This window comes from Streptomyces sp. NPDC054866 (assembly GCF_053610745.1).
The window spans coordinates 203,085-227,086 of sequence record NZ_JBSGZA010000005.1 but is presented as its reverse complement, the minus strand read 5'-3'; the positions used below and the strand labels follow the sequence as shown (position 1 = coordinate 227,086).

22 protein-coding genes and 1 pseudogene are annotated in these 24,002 nt (G+C 70.6%); 13 read left to right on the top strand and 10 right to left on the bottom strand.

Going from position 1 to position 24,002, the window contains the following annotated elements; genetic code table 11:
• The first annotated feature begins 98 nt into the window (after positions 1 to 98).
• Positions 99 to 1,382, top strand: a complete 1,284-nt coding sequence (locus tag ACWGI2_RS25910) for an adenylosuccinate synthase (RefSeq protein ID WP_249588735.1) — start codon at positions 99 to 101, stop codon at positions 1,380 to 1,382.
• Positions 1,383 to 1,446: 64 nt separating this feature from the next.
• On the opposite strand, the gene ACWGI2_RS25905 is transcribed toward ACWGI2_RS25910, so the two are convergent.
• From ACWGI2_RS25905 to ACWGI2_RS25875, 7 genes are all read right to left on the bottom strand, one after another.
• Positions 1,447 to 1,974: a hypothetical protein gene (locus ACWGI2_RS25905; protein ID WP_453697906.1), complete on the bottom strand. Its 528-nt coding sequence runs from the start codon at positions 1,972 to 1,974 to the stop codon at positions 1,447 to 1,449.
• A 76-nt stretch (positions 1,975 to 2,050) separates the two neighbouring features.
• Positions 2,051 to 3,586: a substrate-binding domain-containing protein gene (locus ACWGI2_RS25900; protein WP_453396947.1), complete on the bottom strand. Its 1,536-nt coding sequence runs from the start codon at positions 3,584 to 3,586 to the stop codon at positions 2,051 to 2,053.
• Positions 3,587 to 3,714: 128 nt separating this feature from the next.
• Positions 3,715 to 5,589, bottom strand: coding sequence for a serine/threonine-protein kinase (locus tag ACWGI2_RS25895; protein ID WP_453697904.1), 1,875 nt, complete (start codon positions 5,587 to 5,589; stop codon positions 3,715 to 3,717).
• A gap of 117 nt (positions 5,590 to 5,706) precedes the next feature.
• Positions 5,707 to 6,018: a transcriptional regulator gene (locus tag ACWGI2_RS25890; protein WP_453697902.1), complete on the bottom strand. Its 312-nt coding sequence runs from the start codon at positions 6,016 to 6,018 to the stop codon at positions 5,707 to 5,709.
• Positions 6,018 to 6,428: a hypothetical protein gene (locus ACWGI2_RS25885; protein ID WP_453697901.1), complete on the bottom strand. Its 411-nt coding sequence runs from the start codon at positions 6,426 to 6,428 to the stop codon at positions 6,018 to 6,020. Before ACWGI2_RS25885 ends, ACWGI2_RS25890 begins: the two co-directional genes overlap by 1 nt.
• A gap of 82 nt (positions 6,429 to 6,510) precedes the next feature.
• The gene (locus ACWGI2_RS25880; protein WP_453697900.1) at positions 6,511 to 6,993 is read right to left on the bottom strand and encodes a MarR family winged helix-turn-helix transcriptional regulator; all 483 of its coding nucleotides are present in this window, start codon (positions 6,991 to 6,993) and stop codon (positions 6,511 to 6,513) included.
• Positions 6,990 to 7,586, bottom strand: a complete 597-nt coding sequence (locus ACWGI2_RS25875; RefSeq protein ID WP_453697898.1) for a DJ-1/PfpI family protein — start codon at positions 7,584 to 7,586, stop codon at positions 6,990 to 6,992. The genes ACWGI2_RS25880 and ACWGI2_RS25875 overlap by 4 nt, the downstream gene beginning before the upstream one ends.
• Before the next feature lie 152 nt (positions 7,587 to 7,738).
• Here ACWGI2_RS25875 and ACWGI2_RS25870 point away from each other — a divergent pair, with 152 nt between their 5' ends.
• Entirely contained in the window at positions 7,739 to 8,404 is a 666-nt protein-coding gene (locus ACWGI2_RS25870) for a DUF4956 domain-containing protein (RefSeq protein ID WP_453396953.1), read from the top strand.
• Entirely contained in the window at positions 8,401 to 9,228 is an 828-nt protein-coding gene (locus ACWGI2_RS25865; RefSeq protein ID WP_453697896.1) for a VTC domain-containing protein, read from the top strand. Before ACWGI2_RS25870 ends, ACWGI2_RS25865 begins: the two co-directional genes overlap by 4 nt.
• Here the strand turns inward: ACWGI2_RS25865 and ACWGI2_RS25860 are convergent.
• Both ACWGI2_RS25860 and ACWGI2_RS25855 read right to left on the bottom strand, forming a co-directional pair.
• The gene (locus ACWGI2_RS25860) at positions 9,146 to 10,513 is read right to left on the bottom strand and encodes a sensor histidine kinase (RefSeq protein WP_453697895.1); all 1,368 of its coding nucleotides are present in this window, start codon (positions 10,511 to 10,513) and stop codon (positions 9,146 to 9,148) included. The two genes, ACWGI2_RS25865 and ACWGI2_RS25860, sit on opposite strands and share 83 nt — an antisense overlap.
• A gap of 920 nt (positions 10,514 to 11,433) precedes the next feature.
• Positions 11,434 to 12,126: pseudogene (locus tag ACWGI2_RS25855) on the bottom strand (response regulator transcription factor); the annotation flags it as partial.
• Positions 12,127 to 12,209: 83 nt separating this feature from the next.
• On the opposite strand from ACWGI2_RS25855, the gene ACWGI2_RS25850 reads away from it, so the two are divergent.
• The 5 genes from ACWGI2_RS25850 (at position 12,210) to ACWGI2_RS25830 (ending at position 18,382) form a co-directional block, all read left to right on the top strand.
• Positions 12,210 to 12,701, top strand: a complete 492-nt coding sequence (locus ACWGI2_RS25850) for a hypothetical protein (protein WP_453697894.1) — start codon at positions 12,210 to 12,212, stop codon at positions 12,699 to 12,701.
• A 241-nt stretch (positions 12,702 to 12,942) separates the two neighbouring features.
• Positions 12,943 to 14,310, top strand: coding sequence for an aminotransferase class III-fold pyridoxal phosphate-dependent enzyme (locus ACWGI2_RS25845; protein ID WP_453697893.1), 1,368 nt, complete (start codon positions 12,943 to 12,945; stop codon positions 14,308 to 14,310).
• Between the two features lie 131 nt (positions 14,311 to 14,441).
• Positions 14,442 to 15,155 carry a GntR family transcriptional regulator gene (locus ACWGI2_RS25840; RefSeq protein WP_453697892.1) on the top strand — a complete coding sequence of 238 codons (714 nt, stop codon included), beginning with the start codon at positions 14,442 to 14,444 and terminating at the stop codon, positions 15,153 to 15,155.
• Positions 15,152 to 17,623, top strand: a complete 2,472-nt coding sequence (locus ACWGI2_RS25835; protein WP_453697891.1) for a glycosyltransferase — start codon at positions 15,152 to 15,154, stop codon at positions 17,621 to 17,623. The genes ACWGI2_RS25840 and ACWGI2_RS25835 overlap by 4 nt, the downstream gene beginning before the upstream one ends.
• 108 nt (positions 17,624 to 17,731) lie before the next feature.
• Positions 17,732 to 18,382, top strand: coding sequence for a hypothetical protein (locus ACWGI2_RS25830; protein ID WP_453396960.1), 651 nt, complete (start codon positions 17,732 to 17,734; stop codon positions 18,380 to 18,382).
• 449 nt (positions 18,383 to 18,831) lie between these two features.
• Here the strand turns inward: ACWGI2_RS25830 and ACWGI2_RS25825 are convergent, their stop codons facing one another.
• Positions 18,832 to 19,620 carry an SLATT domain-containing protein gene (locus ACWGI2_RS25825; protein WP_453697890.1) on the bottom strand — a complete coding sequence of 263 codons (789 nt, stop codon included), beginning with the start codon at positions 19,618 to 19,620 and terminating at the stop codon, positions 18,832 to 18,834.
• A 335-nt stretch (positions 19,621 to 19,955) separates the two neighbouring features.
• On the opposite strand from ACWGI2_RS25825, the gene ACWGI2_RS25820 reads away from it, so the two are divergent.
• From ACWGI2_RS25820 to ACWGI2_RS25800, 5 genes are all read left to right on the top strand, one after another.
• Positions 19,956 to 20,297 (top strand): YbaB/EbfC family nucleoid-associated protein, encoded by a 342-nt coding sequence (locus tag ACWGI2_RS25820; protein ID WP_160506267.1) that lies wholly within the window; start codon positions 19,956 to 19,958, stop codon positions 20,295 to 20,297.
• Between the two features lie 67 nt (positions 20,298 to 20,364).
• Positions 20,365 to 20,964: a recombination mediator RecR gene (recR, locus tag ACWGI2_RS25815; RefSeq protein ID WP_030781910.1), complete on the top strand. Its 600-nt coding sequence runs from the start codon at positions 20,365 to 20,367 to the stop codon at positions 20,962 to 20,964.
• The gene (locus tag ACWGI2_RS25810; protein WP_453697889.1) at positions 20,957 to 21,760 is read left to right on the top strand and encodes a DUF5063 domain-containing protein; all 804 of its coding nucleotides are present in this window, start codon (positions 20,957 to 20,959) and stop codon (positions 21,758 to 21,760) included. The genes recR and ACWGI2_RS25810 overlap by 8 nt, the downstream gene beginning before the upstream one ends.
• Before the next feature lie 506 nt (positions 21,761 to 22,266).
• Positions 22,267 to 23,280: a hypothetical protein gene (locus tag ACWGI2_RS25805; protein ID WP_453697888.1), complete on the top strand. Its 1,014-nt coding sequence runs from the start codon at positions 22,267 to 22,269 to the stop codon at positions 23,278 to 23,280.
• 50 nt (positions 23,281 to 23,330) lie between these two features.
• Positions 23,331 to 23,909, top strand: a complete 579-nt coding sequence (locus ACWGI2_RS25800) for a Uma2 family endonuclease (protein WP_453697886.1) — start codon at positions 23,331 to 23,333, stop codon at positions 23,907 to 23,909.
• Positions 23,910 to 24,002 lie beyond the last annotated feature (93 nt).

The window sequence follows — 24,002 nt, the reverse complement described above, 5'->3', positions numbered from 1 at the left end:
GGGGCTTCGTCTATTCCGGGGCAGCATCCAAGGCACACCCATATGGCGGCTACGGCCCCTGACCTTGGACATGCCCCGCCCGGAAGGGGTGTACGCCTGTGCCCGCACTTGTGCTGCTCGGTGCTCAGTGGGGTGACGAAGGCAAGGGAAAGGCCACCGACCTGCTCGGTGGCTCCGTGGACTATGTAGTGCGATACCAGGGCGGCAACAACGCCGGCCACACGGTCGTCGTAGGCGACCAGAAGTACGCGCTGCATCTCCTCCCTTCCGGGATTCTCTCCCCGGACTGCGTGCCTGTCATCGGCAATGGAGTCGTCGTCGACCCGTCGGTCCTGCTCTCCGAGCTGAGCGGTCTGAACGAGCGCGGCGTCGACACGTCGAAGCTGCTGATCAGCGGTAACGCGCACATCATCACGCCGTACAACGTGACCGTCGACAAGGTGACGGAGCGTTTCCTCGGCAAGCGCAAGATCGGCACGACCGGCCGTGGCATCGGCCCGACGTACGCCGACAAGATCAACCGCACCGGCATCCGCGTCCAGGACCTCTACGACCAGTCGATCCTGGAGCAGAAGGTCGAGGCGGCGCTCGAGGTCAAGAACCAGCTCCTCACCAAGCTCTACAACCGCCGCGCCATCGAGGTCGGCCAGATCGTCGAGCAGCTCCTGGAGCACGGCGAGAACATCAAGCAGTACGTCGCCGACACGACGCTGATCCTGAACAACGCGCTGGACGAGGACAAGGTCGTCCTCTTCGAGGGCGGTCAGGGCACGCTCCTGGACGTGGACCACGGCACGTACCCCTTCGTCACCTCCTCGAACCCGACCGCGGGCGGCGCCTGCACGGGTACGGGCGTCGGCCCGACGAAGATCAGCCGCGTCATCGGCATCCTGAAGGCCTACACCACGCGTGTCGGCGCGGGCCCGTTCCCGACGGAGCTCTTCGACCAGGACGGCGAGGACCTGCGCCGCATCGGTGGCGAGCGCGGTGTCACCACCGGCCGTGACCGCCGCTGCGGCTGGTTCGACGCGCCGATCGCGCGTTACGCGACCCGTGTGAACGGCCTGACGGACTTCTTCCTCACGAAGCTGGACGTCCTGACGGGCTGGGAGCAGATCCCGGTCTGCGTCGCGTACGAGATCGACGGCAAGCGCGTCGAGGAACTCCCGTACAACCAGACCGACTTCCACCACGCGAAGCCCGTCTACGAGTACCTCCCCGGCTGGTCCGAGGACATCACCAAGGCCCAGACCTTCTCCGACCTGCCGAAGAACGCGCAGGGTTACGTGAAGGCCCTGGAGGAGATGTCCGGCGCCCCGATCTCCGCGATCGGCGTGGGCCCGGGCCGCACGGAGACGATCGAGATCAACTCGTTCATCTAAGGGCGGTCGCAGTACGCACAAGGGGCGCCCCGGCCTGGCCGGGGCGCCCCTTCCGTCTGCGTGGTCACGCGCGACGGCGGCGGTAGTACGCGTAGGTGAGGACGAGGAGCAGCGGGCCCCACAGGTTCATCAGGCCGCTGACGGTCATCGCGAGCACGTCCCAGCCCTCGGCGTAGGGCCAGGCGCCGGGCCCCTCGCCGATGGCGGTGATCATCCACTCGACGCCGATGGCGGTGAGCGCGAGCCCACCGATCGTCGCGGGCACGACGGCGGCGGCGACCGGAACGCGCCGCCCACCGAGCCGCGGCACCCACGAGGGCACGACCTCGCCCCATCCCCGTACGAGTCCGAAGGAGAGGTGCGCGAAGAGCTCGCTGAGGATGCTGAGCCCGAGGACGTAGGGGATGTTGAACCACGCGGGGTCGAGACGCTCCCCGCCCATCCCGTACCCGAAGCCGATGGGCAGCCGCCAGATGCAGACGGGGAGGACGACGAGGGGGATGGCGTGCGCGATCCACTCGGCCCAGACGGGAACGCGGTGTCGGGTTTCCGTCGCTGCCGTCCCGTCATGCGCTGCGTATGTCGTGGTCATGCCTCAAGCTTCGTGGCGCGCGTCGCGCCGCGGATCAACGCGGCGGCGGATCTTCCTCCGCCCTGCGGGCTAGACCTCACTCCTCCCCGCACATCCGCAGCCCCACCGGCGTCTCGCACGGCAGATGGCCGTGGGTGCGGATCACGTCCTGGCCGTTTCCGCGGAGTGCGTACGCGAGGAAGCTCGACGCCAGGGAGTCGGCGGGCGGGCTGCCGTAGGTGTAGGCGTACTCGATCTCGCGGTAGGGGTAGCCGCTGGACTGGATGCCGTCGATGGAGGGTGCGTGGCCGTTCAGGTTCAGGCGGTGCGTGTTCTTGAGGGTGGTCGTCTTGCGGAGTTCGCTGTAGCCGATCGCGCCCGGGATGTCGGCGACGGTGTCCAGAACCTGTTCCGTCTCGTCGAGTTCGCAGCGGACGACCGGGGCGGACGCGCTCATGTCCTTGGTCAGGCAGTCGCTCGACGACTCCTGCATCTCCGACTCCCCCTTCAGGACCCGGTGCTGGAGGGTGACCCGCGTGCCGGAGCTCGACCCACGGCTGACCAGGACCACCGGCAGGTCGGGGCCGCCCCGCAGCTCCTTCCAGTTGCGGATCTCGCCGGTGAAGAGGCGGCGGACGTCCCTCGTGGAGAGGTTCTTGACCGGCACCTTGTCGTTCAGGACGAGGGCGAACAGCGAGACCGCCACCCGCGTCTCGCTCAGCTGCGTGTAGCTGCCGGGGCGCGGCCCGTCGGAGAAGGCGATCACCGGCGGTGAGCCCTCGCCGGGTTCGACGCCTGTCGCGGCCAACTCCCGTATGCCGCCTCGGCTTCCATGCGCGCTCACCTCGATTTCCGAGCCCTCGCAGTCCTTCATGTACTTGTCCGCGAGCTCGGTGGCCACCGGCTCGAACGCGGTCGACCCGGTCAAGGTGAGGCTGCCCTTCTCGCAGTACGAGGGCGGCGGCTGGGTGTCGGGGCGCAGGATGAGGCCCGCGAGGCCGAGGATCACCAGGCTCAGCGCGATGGCCACCCGCTGCGAGAGCCTGCTGAACACCGGAGGCTTCTCGTCGGGCGCCGCGCTGTGGTTCTCGTGGGTCTCGCCGCCCTGGATGCCGCCGATGACCGTGTAGCCGCTGTCCACGGGGCCGCCGGTCAGCAGGACCAGGAGCTTGTAGTACTCACCTCGGTTGAGCGGTACGCGCGGGATGTGCAGCCTGCCGGACTCGTAGCCGAGACCCGTGCCGGGCGCGAAGTGCTCCATCAGATGGTCGGCTTCGGGCGGCAGCGTCACCGCCACCGCGCGGATCGTGCGGCTCTCGAAGACCGCCGTCAGGCCGTGCGACGAACGGCCCGTGTAGTCGGCGACGTCGATCGGCAGCGAGCCGTCGTTCTCGACGCGGAGCAGCACCAGTGTCGCGTCCGACATCTCGGGGGCCTCGTCGAAGAGGCCGAGGCGCGCGTTCGCGTCGCCCGTACGGACGTTGTCGCCTATCGCCGTGTCCATCTGCTTGCGGTAGCCGATGCGCTTGCGGCGCGGTACGCGGCGTTCGAGCAGTACGGGGACGAACGCGCCGGCGATGCCGACCAGGATGGCGAGCACGGCGATGATGTTTTCGGTGCTCAACCAGTTCATGGGCGGCACGGTAGGCGGCGGGAACGGCCGCCGGGCGGCCCTTGTCCGTCCGGACGGGATCTGTTCGCCCCCGGTTCAACTACAGGTGCGATCCGAGGAGTTCAGGCCGTGCTGCTACCGCCGCAGGCTCATTCCTCCTTGTCGTATGTCAGCCCCTTGTCCGTGCCCGTGTTCTCCCGGTGCAGCCTGCCGTTCGAGAGCAGCGTCACCGTGCTCGCCTGTCCCGGCTTGCAGGAGCTCGCGGGCTGCCCGACGATCACGTCCGTAGGTCCGATGCGCAGGGTGTTGCCGCTCGCCGACTCCAACTTGCCCTGGAACACGCAGTGGTACGTGCCGCCCGTGTCGGTCGGGCCGTCCGCCGTGATCGAGACGACGGTGTCGCCGACCTCGCCCTGCTGGAGGACCAGGCGCCGGGAGTTGTGGCCCAGGTTGTTCTGGATGGACCCGCTCCAGGTGCCGAGGAACTTGTCCGGGATTGTGCCCTCCTCGTTCTCCTCCTTGGATGCGGGGGAGGTGGGCGTGGTCTCGGGCTCCGAGGAACCGTCCTCGCTCGGCGTACCCGGCGTCGAAGGCGCGTTGCTGGACGGTGACTTGGAGTTCGTGTCGCCCGCCTTCGTGGTGCCGTCGCCCTTCATCACCGCGTACACCGTGCCGCCCGCTCCTATGGCCACTATGACGGCCACCGCGATGAGCGCGGCGGTTGACCGACCGCTGCGGCGCGGGGGCTGACCCTGGGGGTGGACGAGGGGGCCGTACGGAGGTGTGGGGCCGTACGGGCCCTGCTGGGGGTAGCCGTAGCCGGGCGGCGGCGGTTGCTGGGGGTGTTGCTGCGACTGAGGGTGTTGCTGGGGCTGCTGGGGATAGCCGTACGCCTGGCTCGGCGGGGGCGTGGGCGGCGGGGTCTGGCTGGTGATCATCGTGGGGAGGTGGTCCAAGGGGGCCGCCTCGCCAGGCTTACCGGGCGGCGGCGGGGTGTCGCCGTCAGCGGGGGAAGCAGCGGAAGCGGCGGCAGCAGAGGCGGCGGCTGCCGCCGCACCGGGGGCCGCTCCGACCGCCTTGGATGCGCCACCCCCGCCCTCATCGGGATTCTCCGTGTCGAGCAACTGCACGGCATGACGCCCCAGTTGGGCCACCAGCGCGCCCGGCAGCCAGGGGTCCCGCGTCCGCCCTCCGTCACCGAGGGTGTCCTCCGCGCCCGTCCGCTCAAGGACCTGCTCCAGCGTCGGCCGGTCCGCGGGGTTCTTGCGCAGGCAGTCGCCGACCAGTTCGGCCAGCTCCTCCGGCAGCGCCTCCAGGTCCGGTTCCTCCTGCGCGATACGGAACATCAGCGCGTGCACGCCGCTGTTGGCCGTGCCGAACGGCAGCGCGCCCGTAGCCGCGTACGCGAGGACGGAACCCAGGCAGAACACATCGCACGCCGGGGTGATCCGGTCGCCCCGCACCTGCTCGGGCGCCATGAAGCCGGGCGAACCGACGAGGGCGCCGGTGCGGGTCAGGCCGCCGTCGGTCACCGTTTCGAGGGCGCGGGCGATGCCGAAGTCGATGACGCGGGGTCCGTCGATGGTGACGAGTACGTTCGACGGCTTGAGGTCGCGGTGGATGAGGCCCGCCGCGTGGATGTCCTTGAGGGCGTTGGCGAGCCCGGCCGCCAGTATCTTCACGGACCGCTCGGGCAGTGGCCCGTGGTCGTGCGAGATGACGCTCTGGAGGGAGGGCCCCGCGACATACCCCGTGGCCAGCCAGGGGATCGTCGCATCGGTGTCCGCGTCGAGCACGGGCGCCGTCCACGCGCCGCCGACCCGCCGTGCCGCCTGCACTTCCTGCCGGAAGCGGTTCCTGAACTCCTCCTGCTCGGCGAGCTCTTCACGCACCAGCTTCACCGCGACCGTACGTCCCCGGTCGGATCGCGCGAGATAGACGTGCCCCATGCCGCCCGCGCCGAGTCGCGCGAGCAGCCGATAGGCGCCTATTCGCTGTGGATCCCCGGGCCCGAGCTTCTCCATCGCCGCGCCGACCTCCCCCGTTGGTGTGCAACAGATCGAGGATAGTGGGGCGGTAGGACATCGGGGCACGGACTGCCTGCTACGGCTCCGTAACGGGTTGTTCCGTATCGCCGGCCGTCAGCTTTCGCCAACCAGGGCCCGCAGGTGCGCCAGGTAGTCTTCGAAGCGTGTGCGTCCGTCGTCGGACAGGCGCACGAAAGTGCGCACACGTCGTTCTCGGCCGCTGCGCAGCTTGGCCAGCTCCACCACACCCGCTTCCTCCAGGACGCGCAACTGCCGTGAGAGCTCCGGCGAATCCAGTTCGAGAGCCTCACACAGATCGGCGAACGACGCGTTGTGCACGCGCCGCAGGGTGGCCAGCACGGCCAGGCGCACCGGCGAATGCATCAGCGTGGTCAGCGCCTGCCGGTGTTGTCCCTCTTCGCTCATCAGACCCTCCACCGCGACACCAAGTAGCCCAGCAGGGCCAGCGCGGGAAACGCGGCCGGAACCACGATGCCGATGGTGGAGTCCGGGGTGTCCCACAGGACATTGCCCGCCGGAAGGCCCAGCAGGAAGCCGGCTGCGATTCCGAGCCCGCTCTCCAGTGGGGTATGCGGGCGGCGAAGGGCACGCTCGCGGTGGAAGTAGTTCCAGCCGGCCACGACTGCCAGCCCTGCCAGGCACACTGGGATGCCGAGTACGAGCGGCGCCCTCTGTGCGGCAGCCGCCCACAGGGCGCCGAACAACGCGGCTACTGACCCCACTCCCCCCACGCGCTCACCTGTCGAGGCGGGCCGGGTGAGAGTGGGTGCCCGCTCGGCGGTGGCGAGTTGGGCGGCGGCGGTCTGTGGGTCCATGTGGAACCCCCCCCAAGGTCGTGCGAAAAGGTCGTGCGAATCGTTCACTTGCGACCCTCGCACTCACTTGGCAAACATGCAACTAAGCGGAAGTCCTCCCGGGTGTGACCGTCTCGGCCAGGACGCCGGACAGTCGCTCCAACACCCTTACTGTCTCGGCGAGTTCCTCCTCGCCGAGCGCCTCCGTGAGCCGGGCGGCCATCTCCGCGTGGCCGGGGCTGATCCGCCGGACGGCTGCCAGGCCCTCGTCCGTGGGGCGCAGGAGCTTGGCGCGGCGGTGGGCGGGGTTCGGGACGTACTCGGCCAGGCCGCGATGCACCAGCAGGTCGGCGATGCGCTGCACGCTCTGCCGGGTGGTGCCCATCGCGCGGGCGATACCGGCGACCGGCAGCGGCTCGCGCAGGACGGCGCCGAGCACCTGCCACCAGGCGGCGGTGAGACCGCCCGGCTTCGCCAACTCGTCCGCCACGGAGAGGAATTGGCCGTTGAGCCGGAAGACGCCGAGGGCGGTGCGGGAGAACAGCTCCTGCTGCTCCCGCACCCCCCGGTCCACGTCGTCGCTCACGACTCCAGCACCTCGTACGCGGACGGGTCCGAGTCGTGGAACAGGCGGTACCACGCGTCGAGCTTCTCCCCCTCGAAGGCCCCGAGCCGCCCGAGGATCTCGCGCGCGAAGGCCACCGGCTCGGTCGGGCCTGCCGTGGTGAGCCCGCCGTCGGTGACGGCGTCCACGTCGACGTACCGCTCGCTGCCCTTGTAGCCGGTGCCCGCGAGGTAGAACGACACCGCGCTGGTGTGCGCGCGCTCGTCGAGGAGCCCCTCCCGGGCGAGCCCGGCGGTCGCCCCGCAGATCGCGGCGACCGGCACGTCCGCGTCGAGGAAGGCGCGGGCCGCGCGGCCGAAGGGGGCGAGGTCGTCGCCCGTGTCCCACAGGTCGGCGCCCGGCAGGATCAGCAGCGCGCTGTCCTCGGGCCGCAGCTCGGCGAGCGTCAGGTCGGGCTGGACGCGGACGCCGCCGATGGTGGTGACGGGGTCGAGCGATGCGGCGGCGACGGTCCGGATCTCGTACCCGTCGCGGGCGAGGAACGCGGTGGCGTATCCGGTCTCCCAGTCGGCGAGCGTGTCGTAAACGGCGAGGTGCACGGGCTTGCGGGACATGACTGCCTCCGTTGGCTGAGCTCCGTCGGGGTGTTATGTAAGCATGCTGTCATTGAGACAGTATGCTGTCAAGAGTCCTGGGGAGGGGCGGCCTCGGCTCGTTAACCCTCACCAGGGGCGGCCTTAACCCGCCGATCCCTAGCGTCCTGGTCATGGACAGCGCAGAGAACCTCGGACAGATGGCCGCCCACCTCGGCCTCGACCTGGCGGCCGTGACCCTCCTGACCTTCGGGGTCTTCTATCCACGGCACCGCAGGCGGGAGTTGGTCCCCGCCTATCTAGCCCTCAACGTCGCGCTCTTCGCGGTCGTCTCCGCCCTCGCGAGCGCAGGCGGCAACGGCGGGCTCGCGCTCGGCTTCGGGCTCTTCGGGGTGCTTTCGATCGTGCGGCTTCGCTCGGACGCCGTGCAGCACCAGGAAGTCGCGTACTACTTCATCACCCTCGTCCTCGGCCTCCTCTGCGGACTTCCGGGCCTCGACCTGCCGGTCGCCGCCGGGCTCGCGGCCGTGCTGCTCCTGGTGATGTACGGCGCCGACCACCCCCGCCTCTTCGCCGGTGACCGGCGTGCCGTCATCACCCTGGACGCCGTGTACCGCGAGGAGACCGCGCTGCGGGCCGAGCTGGCGCGGCGCCTGGGGGAACCGCTCGGCTGGACCGTCCAGGAGGTCGACTACGTACGTGACCTGATGGTTCTGGAAGTCCGCTTCCGGCAGCCGGAACCTTCCGAGCGGGCCGGGGAGTTCACACGTACAGCACCACGACGCCGCACGACCCGGTCACGCACGCCTGCCGTCCCCCACCAGAAGGAGACCGTGTGAACCCCGCCGTACGCGCCATCGGACGGGCCGCGCTCGCCGCGCACCCCATCTCGCTCGACGAGGTCAACGCACGGGCGGAGCTGCTCGCCCGCTACGACAACAGCTATCTCGTGCCGGTCGAGATCTTCGACGACCTGGCGGCGCTGCTCACCGACCCGCGCCGCGCCTCGGGTGCCTTCCGGGCGCTGAGCATCGGCGGAAAGCGCTGGTTCAGCTATCACTCGACGTACTACGACACTCCTGAGCTGCTGACGTACCACCACCACCGGCAGGGCAGGCGGCTGCGCTACCGCATCCGGGAGCGGGTCTATCAGGACAGCGGTGAGCGGCAGTTCGAGATCAAGCTGAAGAGCGGCCGCGGCGAGACGGTCAAGCACCGCCAGCGGCTCGAAGGCGACGACCGCGTCCTCGACGCCGAGCGGCAGGGGTTCCTGGCGGGGGTGCTGAGGGGTTCGTACGGGATCGAGGCGCCGGGCGGTCTCACGACGGCGCTGGTCACGGAGTACCAGCGGGCGACGTTCGTGGCCGACGGCCAGCGGATCACGTGTGACGCGGGGCTCGTGGTGCGGGACGTGGCCACGGGGCGGTCGGTGGAGGCGGACTCCGGGCTCGTCCTGGTGGAGACGAAGACGCAGGGGCATCTGACGGAGGCGGACCGGGTCCTTCACCGGTACGGGGTGCGGGCCGCGGAGTTCACGAAGTACTGCGGTGGATTCGCGGCGCTGCGGCCCGAGTTGGGGATCAATCGGTGGGCTCGGGCTGTCCGGGTCGCGTTTCCGAGGGCCGCGGGGGCCGGGGGGGCGGGGGCGCCTGCGGGAAGGTGAGGGTCACCCGGGTGCCACGGGTGGCGTCCGACGCGATGCCGAAGGTGCCGCCCGCGTCCTCGGCCGTGCGGCGTGCGATGTCCAGGCCGAGGCCGGTGGAGCCGCCGCCGCTGGTGCCGCGTTCCGCCGCGTACGTCGGCGGGAGGCCGGGGCCCTCGTCGGCGACGGTGAGTTCGGCGGTGCCCTGCGGGGTGGTGCGGACGGTGATGCGGAACGGTGTGCCTTGGGGGGTGTGGTCAAGGACGTTGCCGATGAGGGCGTCGATGGCGGCGGTGAGATCGTCCTCGGGGACGGGCACGGGGATGGGTTCTTGCTGGGCCGATGTCTCCGTCGTACGCCCCTGATCCTCCGCCAACGGCAGCCAGAACGTGACGCGTTCGCGGGCCACGGCGGCCAGGTCGGCGTACGGGGCGGCCCGGAAGGGGCGGCGGGCCTTGCGGATCACATCGTCGACACTCCGCTCCAGGGCGGCGACGTCGGCGGCGATGCGGTGCGCCTCCTCCGTGTCGCGGAGGGTCTCGGCGTCCAGGCGGAGGGCGGCGACGGGCGTGCGGAGGCGGTGGGCGAGGTCGGCGGCGTTCTCGCGTTCGGCGGTGAGGAGTTCGTCGATGCGGGTGGCGAGGCGGTTCAGCTCGCCCGCGACCAGGCGGAGTTCGGGCGGACCCTCGGGAGTGGCGCGAGCAGTGAGATCCCCGGCGGCGAGACGGTCCGCGGTGCCGGCGAGCCGGCGGGTGGCGCCGACCAGCCGGGCGCCGAGCCGGTCGGCCAGGAGCAGCCCGATGAGGACGAGGCCGACCCCGATCCCGGCGAGGACGAGCCAGGAGGTCATGGTCCCGGCGTGCAACTGCCGTTCCGTGAGCGTGATTTGCACGACGGCGGTGCCACCGGCCGCGCCCTGGACGGGGACGAGGACCTGGCGGCCGCCGGTGGAGGGCTCGTAGGTGAAGGCACGGCCGGTGCGGGCCAGACGGATGGCGTCCGTGACGCGGGCCTTGGCCTGGTGCCCGGGGTTAGGCCCGATGACGGTGCCGTCCCCGAGAACGAGCGAAGTGGACGGCAGATTCTGGGTGTTGACGCTCTCCACGGTCTGCTCGGCGGTCTCGCGCTCGTCCGGCGTGGCCAGGGCAGGCCCGAGGGCATGCGCCACCCACTGGGCACGGGCGGTGGCTTCGGCGGTGGTGCGGTCGGCGGCGTGGGTGCGGGTGAGGAGGGTGAGGGGGACGAGGAGGGCGGTGAGTACGAGGGCGGTGGTAGCGGCGGTGAGAATCAAAAGCCTGCGCCGCATCAGCTGGCCCCTGGGCCTTGGGCGGGGGGCTTCCCGTGGCCGGGGTCTTGGGCGGGGCGCTTCCCGTGGTTGGGGTCTTGGGCGGGGCCCTCGCCGTGGCTGGGGTCTTGGGCGGAACCCTCGCCGTGGCTGGGGTCTTGGGCGGGGCCCTCGCCGTGGCTGGGCGCCTCGCTGTGGCTGGGCCCGTCCCCGTGGCTGGGGGCCTTGCCGTGTCCGGGCTCCTTCCCGTGGCGGGGCCTGTCCCCGTGTCCGGGTTCCTCCCCGTGGCCGGAGCCCTCGCCGTGGGCGAACCCCTCGCCGTGGCTGGGGGGCTTGCTGTGGCGGGGCCCGTCTCCGTGGGCGGGCATCTCGCCGTGGCCGGGCATCTCGCCGTAGCGGGGCTCCTCCCCGCGGCCGGCTCCCTCCCCGCAGTCAGTTCCCTCTCCGCGGCCGGACCCCATCCCGTGGCCGGGCTCCTCGCCATGGCTGGGGGCCTTGCTGTGGTGGGGCCCGTCCCCGTGGGCGGGCATCTCGCCGTGGCCGGGCATCTGGCCGTAGCGGGGCTCCTCCCCGCGGCCGGCTCCCTCCCCGCAGTCAGTTCCCTCTCCGCGGCCGGACCCCATCCCGCGGCCGGACCCCATCCCGTGGCCGGGCCCCTCGCCGTGGCGGGGCACCTCGCCGTGGCCGGGCTCCTCGCCGTGGCTGGCTCCCTCCCCGCAGTCGGGGGCCTCGCTGTCGTCGGGTTTCTCTCCGTCGTGGGGCGGCTCGTCTCCGGCGGGGGGCGCCGCGTTGTTCCGGGGGCGGCGCCGCGCCGGTATGTCCGTCCTCGCTATCTCGGTCCGAGCGTCGCGTACTTCGGCTGGGGAGTCCTGGCTGCCGTGCTCCGGGCGGACATGCCGGCACGTTCCCTCGCGTTCGTCGCGCGGCGGTGGAGGCGTGGGGGCTGGTGCATCATCGGGTGCTGTGAGTTTTACTCCCACCGTGCGGACCGTGTGGAGGTAGCGAGGCGCCTGGGCCGTCTCGCCGAGCTTTCTGCGGAGCCAGGAGAGGTGGACGTCGACCGTCTTGTCGGCGCCGCCCAGGGGCTGTTGCCACACCTCGGCGAGGAGTTCGCGGCGGGAGACGACCTGGCCGGGGCGGTGGGCGAGGTAGGCGAGGAGGTCGAACTCACGCGGGGTGAGGTCCAAGGGGCGGCCGTCCAGGGTGACTTCGCGGGAGGCTGGGTCGATGGCCAGGCCTCCGACGCGCAGGGGCTCTTCCGCGACCTCGGTCGCGCCGAGGCGGCGCAGGACCGCCTTGATGCGGGCGTCCAACTGGGCGGCGCCGAACGGCTTGACGATGTAGTCGTCGGCCCCGTCCTCCAGGATCGCCACCATCTCCGGTTCGTCGTCGCGCGCGGTCGCGACGATGACGGGTACGTCGCTGACGGCGCGGAGCATACGGAGGACCTGGGCGCCGTCCACGTCCGGCAGCCCCAGGTCGAGTACGACGAGGTCGGGACGGTTGGTGACCGCGGCGTCCAGGCCAGCCATGCCGCTTGGCGCGGTGGCGACGGCGTGCCCTTTGTCGCGGAGAGCCCGCACCAGGGCGCCGCGCAGCTGGGGATCGTCCTCCACGACGAGAAGATGGGCCATACATCCACCGTAGCCAGGTGCTTGTCAGGTGCTTTGGGCGGCCCTTAACCGGGCGTTAGGAAACTGTGCGGCACAGTGGCCGGATGAGGAAGTGGCGGAGCGCGGTGGTGACCGCGGCATGGGTGGGGGTGGGAACGGCTGCCGGGGCGCTGGGCGCTTGGCAGTTGGCCACGTCGGACAGCGGGAACGCGGCGCACAGTCGTCCCCTGGACGAGGGCGCGGTGGAGAGGGCCCTGGCGGCGACGTCGGCGTCGCCACGGGCCTCCTCCTCCCGGCCCGCGTCGCCTTCGCCGTCCGCGACACCCTCAAAGACGCCCCCCGACCGCTCCACCCTGCGGTTCACGGGCGGGACGGCGACGGTCGAATGCAGGGACGACGGGACGGTCTACCTCGTCTCGTGGAGCCCGGCGGACGGCTTCCACATCGACGACGACGTGGAACGGGGCCCGGGCCCGGTGGCCCGCCTCGAAGCAGAGCCGAGCGACGACGACGAGCAGGAGGACCTGCCGTACGAGATCCGGTGCGGGGAGGGTGGAAAGCCGCGGGCGGCGGTGGTGGCGGATACGGACGACTGAGGGGGTCCCCAGCCTGTCCGGCGTTTGAGGACGAACTCGGCGAAGCCGGTGATGACGGCAACCAAGGCCCCCGCGCCGAGCGGCCCGCGCCGAGCGGGTTTGTGGGAACGGGCGGGGCCGGGGACAAATCCACGCCCCGTCGCCGCACCCGGCGGCCCCGACACACTGTCCAGTACCCCCCGCCCCCGCAAAACAGGACGCCCATGTCGAGTCCACACCCTGGACATTTACCCTCGCCCACATGACCCCTCAGCCGAACCCGAACCCCCAGGTCGGCGCCGCCGTCAAGGCGGCGGACCGCGCGCACGTGTTCCACTCCTGGTCCGCACAGGAGCTGATCGACCCCCTCGCCGTAGCCGGCGCCGATGGCTCGTACTTCTGGGACTACGACGGCAACCGCTACCTCGACTTCACCAGCGGCCTCGTCTACACCAACATCGGATACCAGCACCCGAAGGTCGTCGCCGCGATCCAGAAGCAGGCCGCGGAGATGACGACCTTCGCGCCCGCCTTCGCCGTGGAAGCCCGCTCCGAGGCCGCACGCCTCATCGCCGAGCGGACCCCCGGCGACCTGGACAAGATCTTCTTCACCAACGGCGGCGCGGAAGCCGTGGAGAACGCGACCCGCATGGCGCGCCTCCACACCGGCCGCCCCAAGGTCCTCTCCGCCTACCGCTCGTACCACGGCGGCACCGCCACCGCGATCAACCTCACCGGCGACCCCCGCCGCTGGGCCTCCGACACGGGCTCGGCAGGCGTCGTCCACTTCTGGGCGCCGTTCCTCTACCGCAGCGCCTTCTACGCCGAGAACGAGCAGCAGGAGTGCGAGCGCGCCCTGGAGCACCTCGAAAAGACCATCGCCTTCGAGGGCCCGCAGACGATCGCGGCGATCATCCTGGAATCCGTCCCCGGAACCGCCGGCATCATGACCCCGCCGCCGGGCTACCTCAAGGGCGTACGCGAGATCTGCGACCGCCTCGGCATCGTCTTCATCCTCGACGAGGTGATGGCGGGCTTCGGCCGTACGGGCAAGTGGTTCGCCGCAGACCACTTCGACGGCGGCATCGTGCCCGATCTCCTCACCTTCGCGAAGGGCGTGAACTCGGGTTACGTCCCGCTCGGCGGCGTCGCGATCTCCTCCGCCATCGCCGAGACGTTCGCCCGTAGGCCGTACCCCGGCGGGCTCACGTACTCCGGGCACCCGCTGGCCTGCGCCGCGGCTGTCGCGACGATCAACGTCATGGAGGAGGAGGGAGTGATCGAGAACGCGGCCCGCGTCGGGTCGGAGATCATCGCCCCCGCCCTCGCGGAGCTCGCAGAGCGGCACCCGAGCGTTGGCGAGGTCCGTGGCCTCGGCATGTTCTGGGCCCTGGAGCTGGTCAAGGACAGGACGACCCGCGAGCCGCTGGTCCCCTACAACGCCACGGGCGAGGCGAACGCCCCGATGGCAGCGTTCGGCGCCGCCGCGAAGAAGCAGGGCCTGTGGCCCTTCATCAACATGAACCGCACCCACGTGGTCCCGCCGTGCAACATCACGGACACGGAGGCGAAGGAGGGCCTCGCGGCGCTGGACGTAGCGCTGACGGAGGCGGACAAGCACACGGCGTAGCCGTAGGCCTTGTGGACACCCTGCCGTCGGGCGCCGGGAAACCGTCTGCCCGGGGGCCGGGAACCCCGACCGCGTAGTCTGACGTGCTCGTAAGCAGGACGAGGCCCGGACGAGACGACGAGGGAACCCAGATGCCCGGCACCGACGGCTCCGCCGTCATCCGCAGCACTCTGCGCCAGCAGATCGCCGACGCGCTGCGTGACGAGATCCTCGGCGGCCGTCTGGAGCCGGGTCAGGAGTTCACGGTCAAGGAGATCGCCGAGCAGTACGGCGTCTCCGCGACCCCGGTCCGCGAGGCCCTGGTGAACCTCGCCGCGCAGGGCCTCCTGGACGCCGACCAGCACCGCGGCTACCGCGTCCACGAGCACTCCCTCGCCGACTACCGGGGCATGCTGGAGGCCCGCGGCCTCGTCGCCGACGGAATCTTCCGCGACCTCGTGAAGAAGGGCACCCCGCTGGGGCCCAGGGGTCAGAAGGAAGCCTCCGCCGCGCTGATCTCCGTACGCCGCCGTGGCGAGGAAGCCGCACGCGCCGCCTGCGCGGGCGACCTGAACGTCCTCATCGGCTACGACCTCCGCTTCTGGCGCGAGCTCAGCGCCCTCTTCGGCAACCCCTACCTCTCGGACTTCCTGCACCGCATCCGCGTCCAGGCCTGGGTCTGCGCCGTCACCTACCTCCGCCGCGCCGTCGAACGCGGCGACGGAGACCTGCGCGGCACCCTCTGGGCCCGGCACACCGAGCTCGTCGACGCCCTCGCGCGCCGCGACCCCAAGGCCGCGCACGCGATCGTCGAGGAGTACAACGCGCACTCCCTCGCCCTCATCGAGCGGCTGGCCGCTGCATGAGCGTGGATCTGACCGTCGTCGTCCCCGCCTACAACGAGGAGCGGCGCCTGGCCCCCACGCTCGCCGCGATACGGGCGTATCTGGAGGACGGGGCGCAGGACGGGCCCGGAGGAGGCGACCGCGGCATCCGGTGGGAGCTGATCGTCGTGGACGACGGCTCCACCGACGGCACCCTCGACATCGCCGCCGACGCCGAGGCCGCCGACCCCCGCGTCCGGCTCATCCACTCCAGCCGCAACCTCGGCAAGGGCCACGCCCTGCGCCTGGGCGTCCTCGCCTCGCACGGCGACCGCGTCCTGATCACCGACGCCGATCTGGCCACCCCCATCGAGGAACTGGAGTGCCTCGACAAGGCGCTCACAGACGGCCACACGGCCGCCATCGGCTCCCGCGCCCGCCCCGGCGCGACGATCGAGAGCCACCAGCACCGCCTGCGCGAACTCCTCGGCCGTACCGGCAATTTCCTGATACGAACGGTCGCCGTCCCCGGAGTCCGCGACACCCAGTGCGGCTTCAAGCTCTTCGACGGCGACCGTGCCCGTGAGGCCTTCGCCGCGTCGCGCCTGCGCGGCTGGGGGATAGACGTCGAGATACTGCAGTACTTCCGCCGCTCCGGCTGGCCGGTCGCCGAGGTGCCGGTGCGCTGGGCGCACCAGGAGGGCTCGAAGGTCCGCCCGTTCGACTACGTGAAGGTCCTCGCCGAACTGACCGCGCTGAAGGCCCGCGCCGTCCGCCCGATGGATCTGCTGGTCGCGGCGCTCTTCCTGGCCATGGCGGTCACGCTCTACTCGGGCCGCTGGGTGGCACCGGGCGAGCGTTATCTCCCGGACTCGCTCCAGGACCAGAACCAGTGGGAGTGGTTCTTCGCGGTGACGGCGGACAACGTCCGCCACCTCCAGAACCCCCTCTTCACGACCCTCCAGAACCAACCCGACGGCGTGAACCTCATGGCCAACACGGTCATGCTCGGCCTCTCCGTCCCCTTCGCCCCCGTGACCTGGCTCTTCGGCCCGGCGGTCGCCCTGAACGCGGCGATGACGCTGGGCCTGGCCGTGACGGCGGTCGCCTGGTACTGGCTGATCCGCAGGCGTCTCGTACGGCACCGGGGCGCGGCAGCCGTCGGCGCGGCACTGGCCGCCTTCGCGCCACCGATGATCAGCCACGCGCACGCGCACCCGAACTTCATGGTCCTGTTCATGATCCCGCTGATCATCGACAGGGCGCTGCGGCTCTGCGAGCGCGGAGGCCAGGGCGAGGGCGGGGGCAACGGCTCAAGGGTCGTACGCGACGGAGTCGTCCTCGGGCTCTTCACGACGTACCAGATCTTCCTCGGCGAGGAGCCGCTGCTGCTCGCCGCGGTGGGCATGCTGCTGTTCGCGGCGGCGTACGGGGTGGTGCGAAGGGACGTGGCGAGGGCGGCGCTGCGCCCCCTGGCGCGCGGCCTCGGGGTGGCCGTGGCGGTCACGGTGCCGCTGGTCGCCTTCCCGCTCTACTGGCAGTTCTTCGGGCCGCAGAGCTACACGAGCGTGCTGCACGGCGACAACGCGGGCAACAGCCCGCTCGCGCTCATCTCCTTCGCGGAACGCTCCCTCGCGGGCAACGAGGAGACGGCAGCCGCTCTCTCCCAGAACCCCACCGAGCAGAACGCGTTCTACGGCTGGCCCCTGGTCGCGCTGGCCTTCGCGATCGTCGTACGTCTCTGGGAGCGGGCGGTGGTGAAGGCGCTGGCCTTCACGGTGCTCGCGGCGGCCTTCCTTTCGCTGGGCCCGAAGTTCCGCATCCCGCTGACAGACATCGTGCTGCCGGGCCCCTGGGCACCCCTTTCGCATGCCCCCCTCTTCGAGTCGGTCATCGAGTCGCGGGTGGCGATGGTGTGCGCCCCCGCGCTCGGCATGCTGGTGGCGCTCGCGCTGGCCGGTCTCCTCACCTCGGCGCGCCGGATGACGGCCGCGCGGTACGCGGGCGTGGCCGCGGTCGCCCTCGCGCTCCTGCCGATCGTGCCGGCGCCGCTGAAGGCGGTGGAGCGGGCACGGCCACCGGAGTTCATCGCCGACGGGACCTGGCGGAAATACCTGGGGAAGGGCGAGTCCCTCGTACCGATACCGCTGCCGGACCCGGCGGGCGCGGAGGCACTGCACTGGCAGACCACCGCGGACCTGGGCTTTCCGCTCCCCGGCGGCTACTTCAACGGGCCGTGGGGCCCGGACCGCGTAGGCATCTACGGAGCCTCGCCCCGCAACACGTCGAACCTCCTGCGGGACATCCGCTCGGCGGGCCGCGCCCCGCAGATCACGGACGCGTGGCGCAGGGCGGCCCGCGAGGACCTGAGGTACTGGAACGCGGGAGTCCTGGTCCTCGCCCCTCAACCGCACGACACCGAACTGCGGGTGACGGTGGAGGAACTCCTTGACCGCCCCGGAAAGTGGGTAGACGGGGTGTGGATCTGGGATCTGCACAAGGGGAGCTAGGGGGCGCCGGCCCGGACTACGCTGCCTGCACTGTCTGCACACAAGGAACGTCCGACGTCCGACATGCCAATATGCCGTCCGAGTATGAGCCTGACTTGAGGAGCACCCTTGGCCTGTGATCTGTGGCTGGTCCCGCTCGTCGACGTGCTGTGCCACAGCCCCGACAATCCCTTCGCGGAGGAGATCGCGGCGTACGACAAGGCGCTGCACGAGGCGGGCCTGCCTCCCGTTCCCGTCTTCGCCTACATGCCGGGCCTCTCCGGGGACGTGGCCCCGGTCGCGGGCTTCGACTACGACGCGCTGCATTTCCTGCGCCGGGCGTATCTGCTCCAGGTCTGCGGCCTCGAGGTCACGCCGGTGGACGAACTGGGCGGGGACTACGAGCAGTTGCTGGAGATGTTCGACGCGACGGCTCAGCAGTCGCATCTGGTCTGGCACTACGACCATGCGGGGGCTTACGTTCCTGTCGACTTCCCCGCGCCTCTCTCGAACGACGAACTTCTGTCGGGCGGTGGCCCGTTGGGCTCCTCCCAGGCGCTTCTGCGGGAGCTGGAGTTCGTGGCCCCGTCCATCGGCATAGACGCGTCCAATCCGCCTCGCCCGCCGACCCCGCCCGAGGCTCCGACGTCCCTGGAGGAACCGGCGGCCCCGGCTCCGCCGGACGACAGCCCCTTCGCGAGGGAGCGGCACGTGTGGCTGGGCCTGCACGCGGCAACGACGCGAAGCCTGGCGCAAGGCTCAATGATCATCTACAGCTAACCCCTGCCCCCGGGTCCTACCGCCCCCACGGGCCTGCCGGAAGCAACCAGCCCCTCTCCGGCAGGCCCACCCCTCTCCCACCCACCCGGCACCCCGAAGCCCTCCCGGTGTTGAGCCCGCCGCCAGTCGATCCGCCCCGCCGGCCAGGCCCGAGCCTCTCCCACCCACCCACCCGGCACCCCGGAACCACCCGGCACTGAGCCCGCCGGCAGCCGATCCGCCCCGCCGGGTCAGGCCTGAGCCTTTCCCACCCACCCGCCCCCCACCCGGGAGTAGCCCCCGTGCTGAGCCTGTCGGCTGGCACCCGGGCCTCCGTTGTGTCTTTTAGCCCCTCCGGCGTTTGAGGAGCGGGGTCTGGGGCGGAGCCCCAGTTTCGGGAAGGGGCGGGATTGGGGAGAGCCCCGCAGGGTTCGCCTTGACCCCGCCACCCCGCCCCCCCCGGGGGCCCCTCACCGCGGCTCCGGCGGCCGCTGCCGAGGCATATTCGGCCGCGCCCCCGGCGGCAACGCGGCCCGAGCAGGGGCAGCACCCGCCTCCCCCCGGGAGGGCGGAACCATGGCCTGCATGGCCAACGGCGCGGGCCCAGACCGAAACTCCACCATCCAGTCCGCAGTCTCGGAACGCACCAGCTCCGTCACATCCTCCGAGAACCGCCGAAGCACCCCAAGACATCGCTCGGCAGCCTCACTCGCAGTCCCCTCGGTGGGCCCGAGAACCTCCCGCACACTCTCCGACGCCCACTCGAACTGCAGGACCTGAAGCCGCCGCTGCACAGCCTGCGCGGTGGCCATGTCCCGCATCCACCCGGAGGTGAGGCCGAAGAACCGGTCGCACGCCACGCACGCCGCCCCCGCGAGCAGCGAGACGAACCCCCAGGTCGCGACACCCCCCACCGCCCCCGCCAGATCGAGCAGCGGAAGCACCCCCGCGCCCACGGCCCCCACCGCCGCCCCCACCCGGGCAAGCCGCGCCCCGCGCCGCTTCCACGCCCGGTCGGACAAGTACCACTCCGCGGTGTTGAGCGCGCCCCGCTCCACCCACCGGTACAACTCGTCGAGCCGCTGCGCAGGCTCACCCCAGTCACCGAGGGGAAAGGCCCGCCCCGTCAGATCCCCGAGCCGAGCCCGAGAGCCGTCCCCACCACCGGGAACGCCCTGCTGCGCACCCGCCCCGGCACCCGCCCCGGCACCCTGCTCCTCATGGGGCACCCCCTCGGGCTGCATCTCCGGCTGGCTCACCCGGCACTCCTACCTCTACGAGATCCCTGACTGTTCCCTGCGGCGGTTCCGTACGGTGCGCGCGCTGTGACAGCTGGTGCTGATGATGCTGACGCGGCTGATGTCATCTGCTCATGCGCAGCCCCAGTCCTACCGCCCAATGGGTGGCCATGAGCCCCTTTTCACGGTATTTCCGCCCGGAAGAGGTGCTTGATCAGGTATAGGAGGACAGCCGATCTCACTCGAAAGAGTGCTGGGGCGAGCGCACCCCCGACCACGTAGGCTCATTCCAGGTGGAAAACCCACCGTAAATACCCTCACAGACCGTCCCAAACCATCCGAGACAGGAGCTGATCGTGATCCCCGGTGGTGGCCAGCCCAACATGCAGCAGCTGCTCCAGCAGGCCCAGAAGATGCAGCAGGATCTCGCGACCGCGCAGGAGGAGCTCGCGCGCACGGAGGTCGAAGGCCAGGCGGGCGGCGGCCTCGTCAAGGCGACGGTCACCGGCTCCGGCGAGCTGCGCGGCCTCGTGATCGACCCCAAGGCGGTCGACCCGGAGGACACCGAGACCCTCGCGGACCTGGTGGTCGCAGCGGTCCAGGCGGCGAACGAGAACGCGCAGGCGCTCCAGCAGCAGAAGCTGGGCCCGCTCGCGCAGGGCCTGGGCGGCGGAGGCATCCCGGGCCTTCCCTTCTAAGAGGGCCGCAGGCCAACTACCGTAAGTATCAAAGCTCCATACTCGGCAAGAGCAGGAAAGGCGTCCCGTGTACGAAGGCGTGGTTCAGGACCTCATCGACGAGTTGGGCAGGCTGCCCGGCGTCGGTCCCAAGAGCGCGCAGCGGATCGCCTTCCACATCCTGCAGGCCGAGCCGACGGACGTACGCCGCCTCGCGCACGCCCTCCTCGAGGTGAAGGACAAGGTCCGCTTCTGCGCGACCTGTGGCAACGTCGCGCAGGAAGAGCTCTGCAACATCTGCCGCGACCCGCGCCGCGACCTCAGCGTCATCTGCGTGGTCGAGGAGCCCAAGGACGTCGTGGCGATCGAGCGTACGCGCGAGTTCCGGGGGAAGTACCACGTACTGGGCGGAGCGATCAGCCCCATCGAAGGGGTCGGTCCGGACGACCTGCGCATACGAGAGCTGCTCGCGCGCCTGGCGGACGGCACGGTCACGGAGCTGATCCTGGCCACGGACCCGAACCTGGAGGGTGAGGCGACAGCGACGTACCTCGCGCGCATGATCAAGCCCATGGGCCTGAAGGTCACCCGCCTGGCCAGCGGGCTCCCTGTCGGGGGAGATCTGGAATACGCGGACGAGGTCACCCTGGGCCGCGCCTTCGAGGGGAGACGACTCCTAGATGTCTAAGAAGCAGCAAGAGAAGTCCACGAAGCCGGAAGCGAAGGCCGCCGTCGAGTCGACGAAGCCGGAAGCGACGCTCGCCCCGGAAACGACGCTCGCCGCCCCGGAGCCGGTCTTCGCTCCCGAGCCGATCATCGCCCCTGAGTCGACGGTCCTCCTGCACGCGTCCGCCCAGGACCCGGACTCCTTCGCGGTGCAGATCTCGGACCAGATCGAGAGCTTCATCGTCGCGGTGACGGAGGTCGCGAAGGGCGACGAGCCCAACTCGGCCGTCCCCTTCCTCCTCCTGGAGGTCTCCCAACTCCTCCTGGCCGGCGGCCGCCTGGGCGCGCACGAGGACATCGTCCCCGAGGAGCGCTACGAGCCGGACCTCGGCCCGGAGCGCGACGTCGACGACCTGCGCGAGCGCCTGGCCGCGATGCTGGAGCCGATCGACGTCTATTCGGAGGTCTTCGACCCGTACGAGCCCCGCAAGGCCCCGGTGGCCTGCCGCATCTCCGACGACCTGGCGGACGTGGTGGCCGACCTCTCCCACGGCCTCGCGCACTACAGGGCGGGCCGCACGGTCGAGGCCCTCTGGTGGTGGCAGTTCTCGTACTTCTCGAACTGGGGCTCCACGGCGTCCGGCGCCCTCCGCGCCCTCCAGTCCCTGGTCGCCCACGTCCGCCTGAACCAGCCCTTGGAGGACCTCAACGGCCTGGACACGGACGAGGACCTGGCCGAGGACGCGCTCGCGGAAGCGGCGGGCAAGGTCATGGCAGAGGAGATCGCTGGGCCCCTGGGCCTGCGCTCGGTGCAGTAGCCCTGCGAGCCGGGCCAGGCGGTGCGCCAGTATCCCCGCGGCGACCGGCCCCCAACTGACGCTCCCCGCCCCGGCCTGGTCCGCGTTCCTCGCGACGTACGCACAACACCAACGCTGAGCCTCTGCTCTGATTGGCGATTCGCAGGAAAGTGCCGCCAGCAAGCCCGCTACCTGGGCCTCAACCGGGATTTTCCTGCGAATGGCTAGACCGCTCGAACCGCTAGACCGCATGGATGGCGCGTCTTCGCAGGTCGGCCCGGAGCTCAAGCCCCGGGCCCCGGGCTCCGGGCCCCGAGCTCTTTCCTGGGTTGGTTTGGCTGGGGAGAAGAACCCAACCAACCAGCCTGCAACGGAAGTTGAAGATCCGTCACCCTCAAGGGTGACGTTCCGTGGTCAGCTTGCGCCGCAGTGTGTTGCCGCTCTACGTTCGCGGCAATAGAACGGCCCCGGCCGGTGCGCCAACACCGAATCCGAGGCCTAGTCCTACGATCGATCAGAGGTCGACCGTGGCTTATGCCAAGCCTAATCCCGCCCTGCCGTCCCCGTCCCACCCCCTGGCCAATTCGGGCTACGGCAAGCGCCTTGCGGATGACGAAAAACCGCACACGGAAGCGGATTTCGCGCATCTGCATCCGCGTGACGCGAACGTCGCCGTCTTCGTCGACCACCTCAAAGCCGGCGCCGCGATGGGCTACAAGGACCTCGCCGCCGCGCATCCCCAGTACGGCCAGCAAGCCATCCGCACCTCCTTGCGGCGGCTGACCGAGGCCGGGCATCTTCGCTGGATCAAGGAGCACCTCACCGTCGAGGACAACTCGATGCGCTGGGTGACCCGGACGTACTGGTCGCGTATCCCCAGGTCAGAGGAGTGGTGGGCCGACTTCGTCCGCGATCGGCACGGGCGTGACGTCACGCACGATCATCACCCGGGCCTGGCCCGCGTACCGGAACCGGCGGGGGAACAGGCCCCCGAGCCGGAAGCCGAGCCGAAATCCGAGTCCGAGCCCAGCGTCGCGTACCGCACGCTCGCCCAACTCCGGGCGGCCGACCGGCGAATGGCCCTCTCCGAGGGGGAGTGCCGCGCCCTCGAAACCCTCTCCGCGCAATGGCTGGACCACGGCGCGACCCCGCAGGACATCATCCAGGCCCTGACCGCCGGGTTGCCGCCCACGGTCACCAATCCGGGCGGGCTCGCCCGTAATCGACTGGAGAGCAAGATGCCACCGAAGCCCCCTGCCAAGACTCCTGCCCGAGCCCACGTGACCCGCGCGATCTTCGTCTGCGGGCTCTGCGAGGAGCCCGAGATCACGACCGAGCTGGTCCACGGGATCTGCGCCGACTGCCGAGCGGAGTGCGATGCGTTCGAAGCGGAGGAAGCCCGCCTGGGCATTCAGATCGGATACGTACCCGACACGTTCCTGACCCGCCCACGCACTGCGGCACCGGTGATGGATGTGACCGAGCGGGTGGCGGAGCTGAGGCGCGCCGCCGGTCTGCCGACGGGGCGAGGTGGCGTATGAGCGTGCAGGACGTGCCGGTCCGGGCACCATGGAGTCAAGGAGGCGACGCCATGACCCCCAGCACCACCGACCGGCCCCAGATGTCCGTCGAGGAGTTCGAGGAGCTCGAGCGCCATGCGCCGGAGACGGTGCGGCTGGAGTTCATCAACGGAAGGGTCATGGTCAAGCCCGTGCCGGACGGCAACCACAGGGAGATCTGCATGTGGCTGCTCCGGCAGTGCATGCAGCAGCGGCCGGAGCTGGGGCTCTATCCGGAGGGCGGGCTGAAGACCGAGACGTACCGCAAGGGTCGTGCCCGCGCGGACGGCGTGCTAGCTCCTACCGGCAGTTTCAAGGGGCACGGCGAATGGTCGGACACGTCCGCTGTGCTGATGGCCGTGGAGGTCACTTCGTTCGACTCCGACACCAATCGTCGTGACCGCGTGGAGAAGCCGGACGGTTACGCGGCAGCAGGCATCCCCGTGTATCTCCTGATCGACGGTGACGACTGCTCGGTCACCGTGTTCACGGACCCGGAGGACGGTCGCTACCGCAAGCTGGAGAATCACCGTTTCGGTGCCGTGGTCCAGCTCCCCGCTCCCGTGGACATCGCCTTGGAAACCGAGGCGCTGAAGGAGTTCGTGGAGTGAAGGCCCCCGGCCCGAACCTGTGACCCGCCCCACTTTCCGGAGTGCTCCACTCCCCAGCGGGCATGTGCCAAGCCGAGCGGTCGGAACGTACCT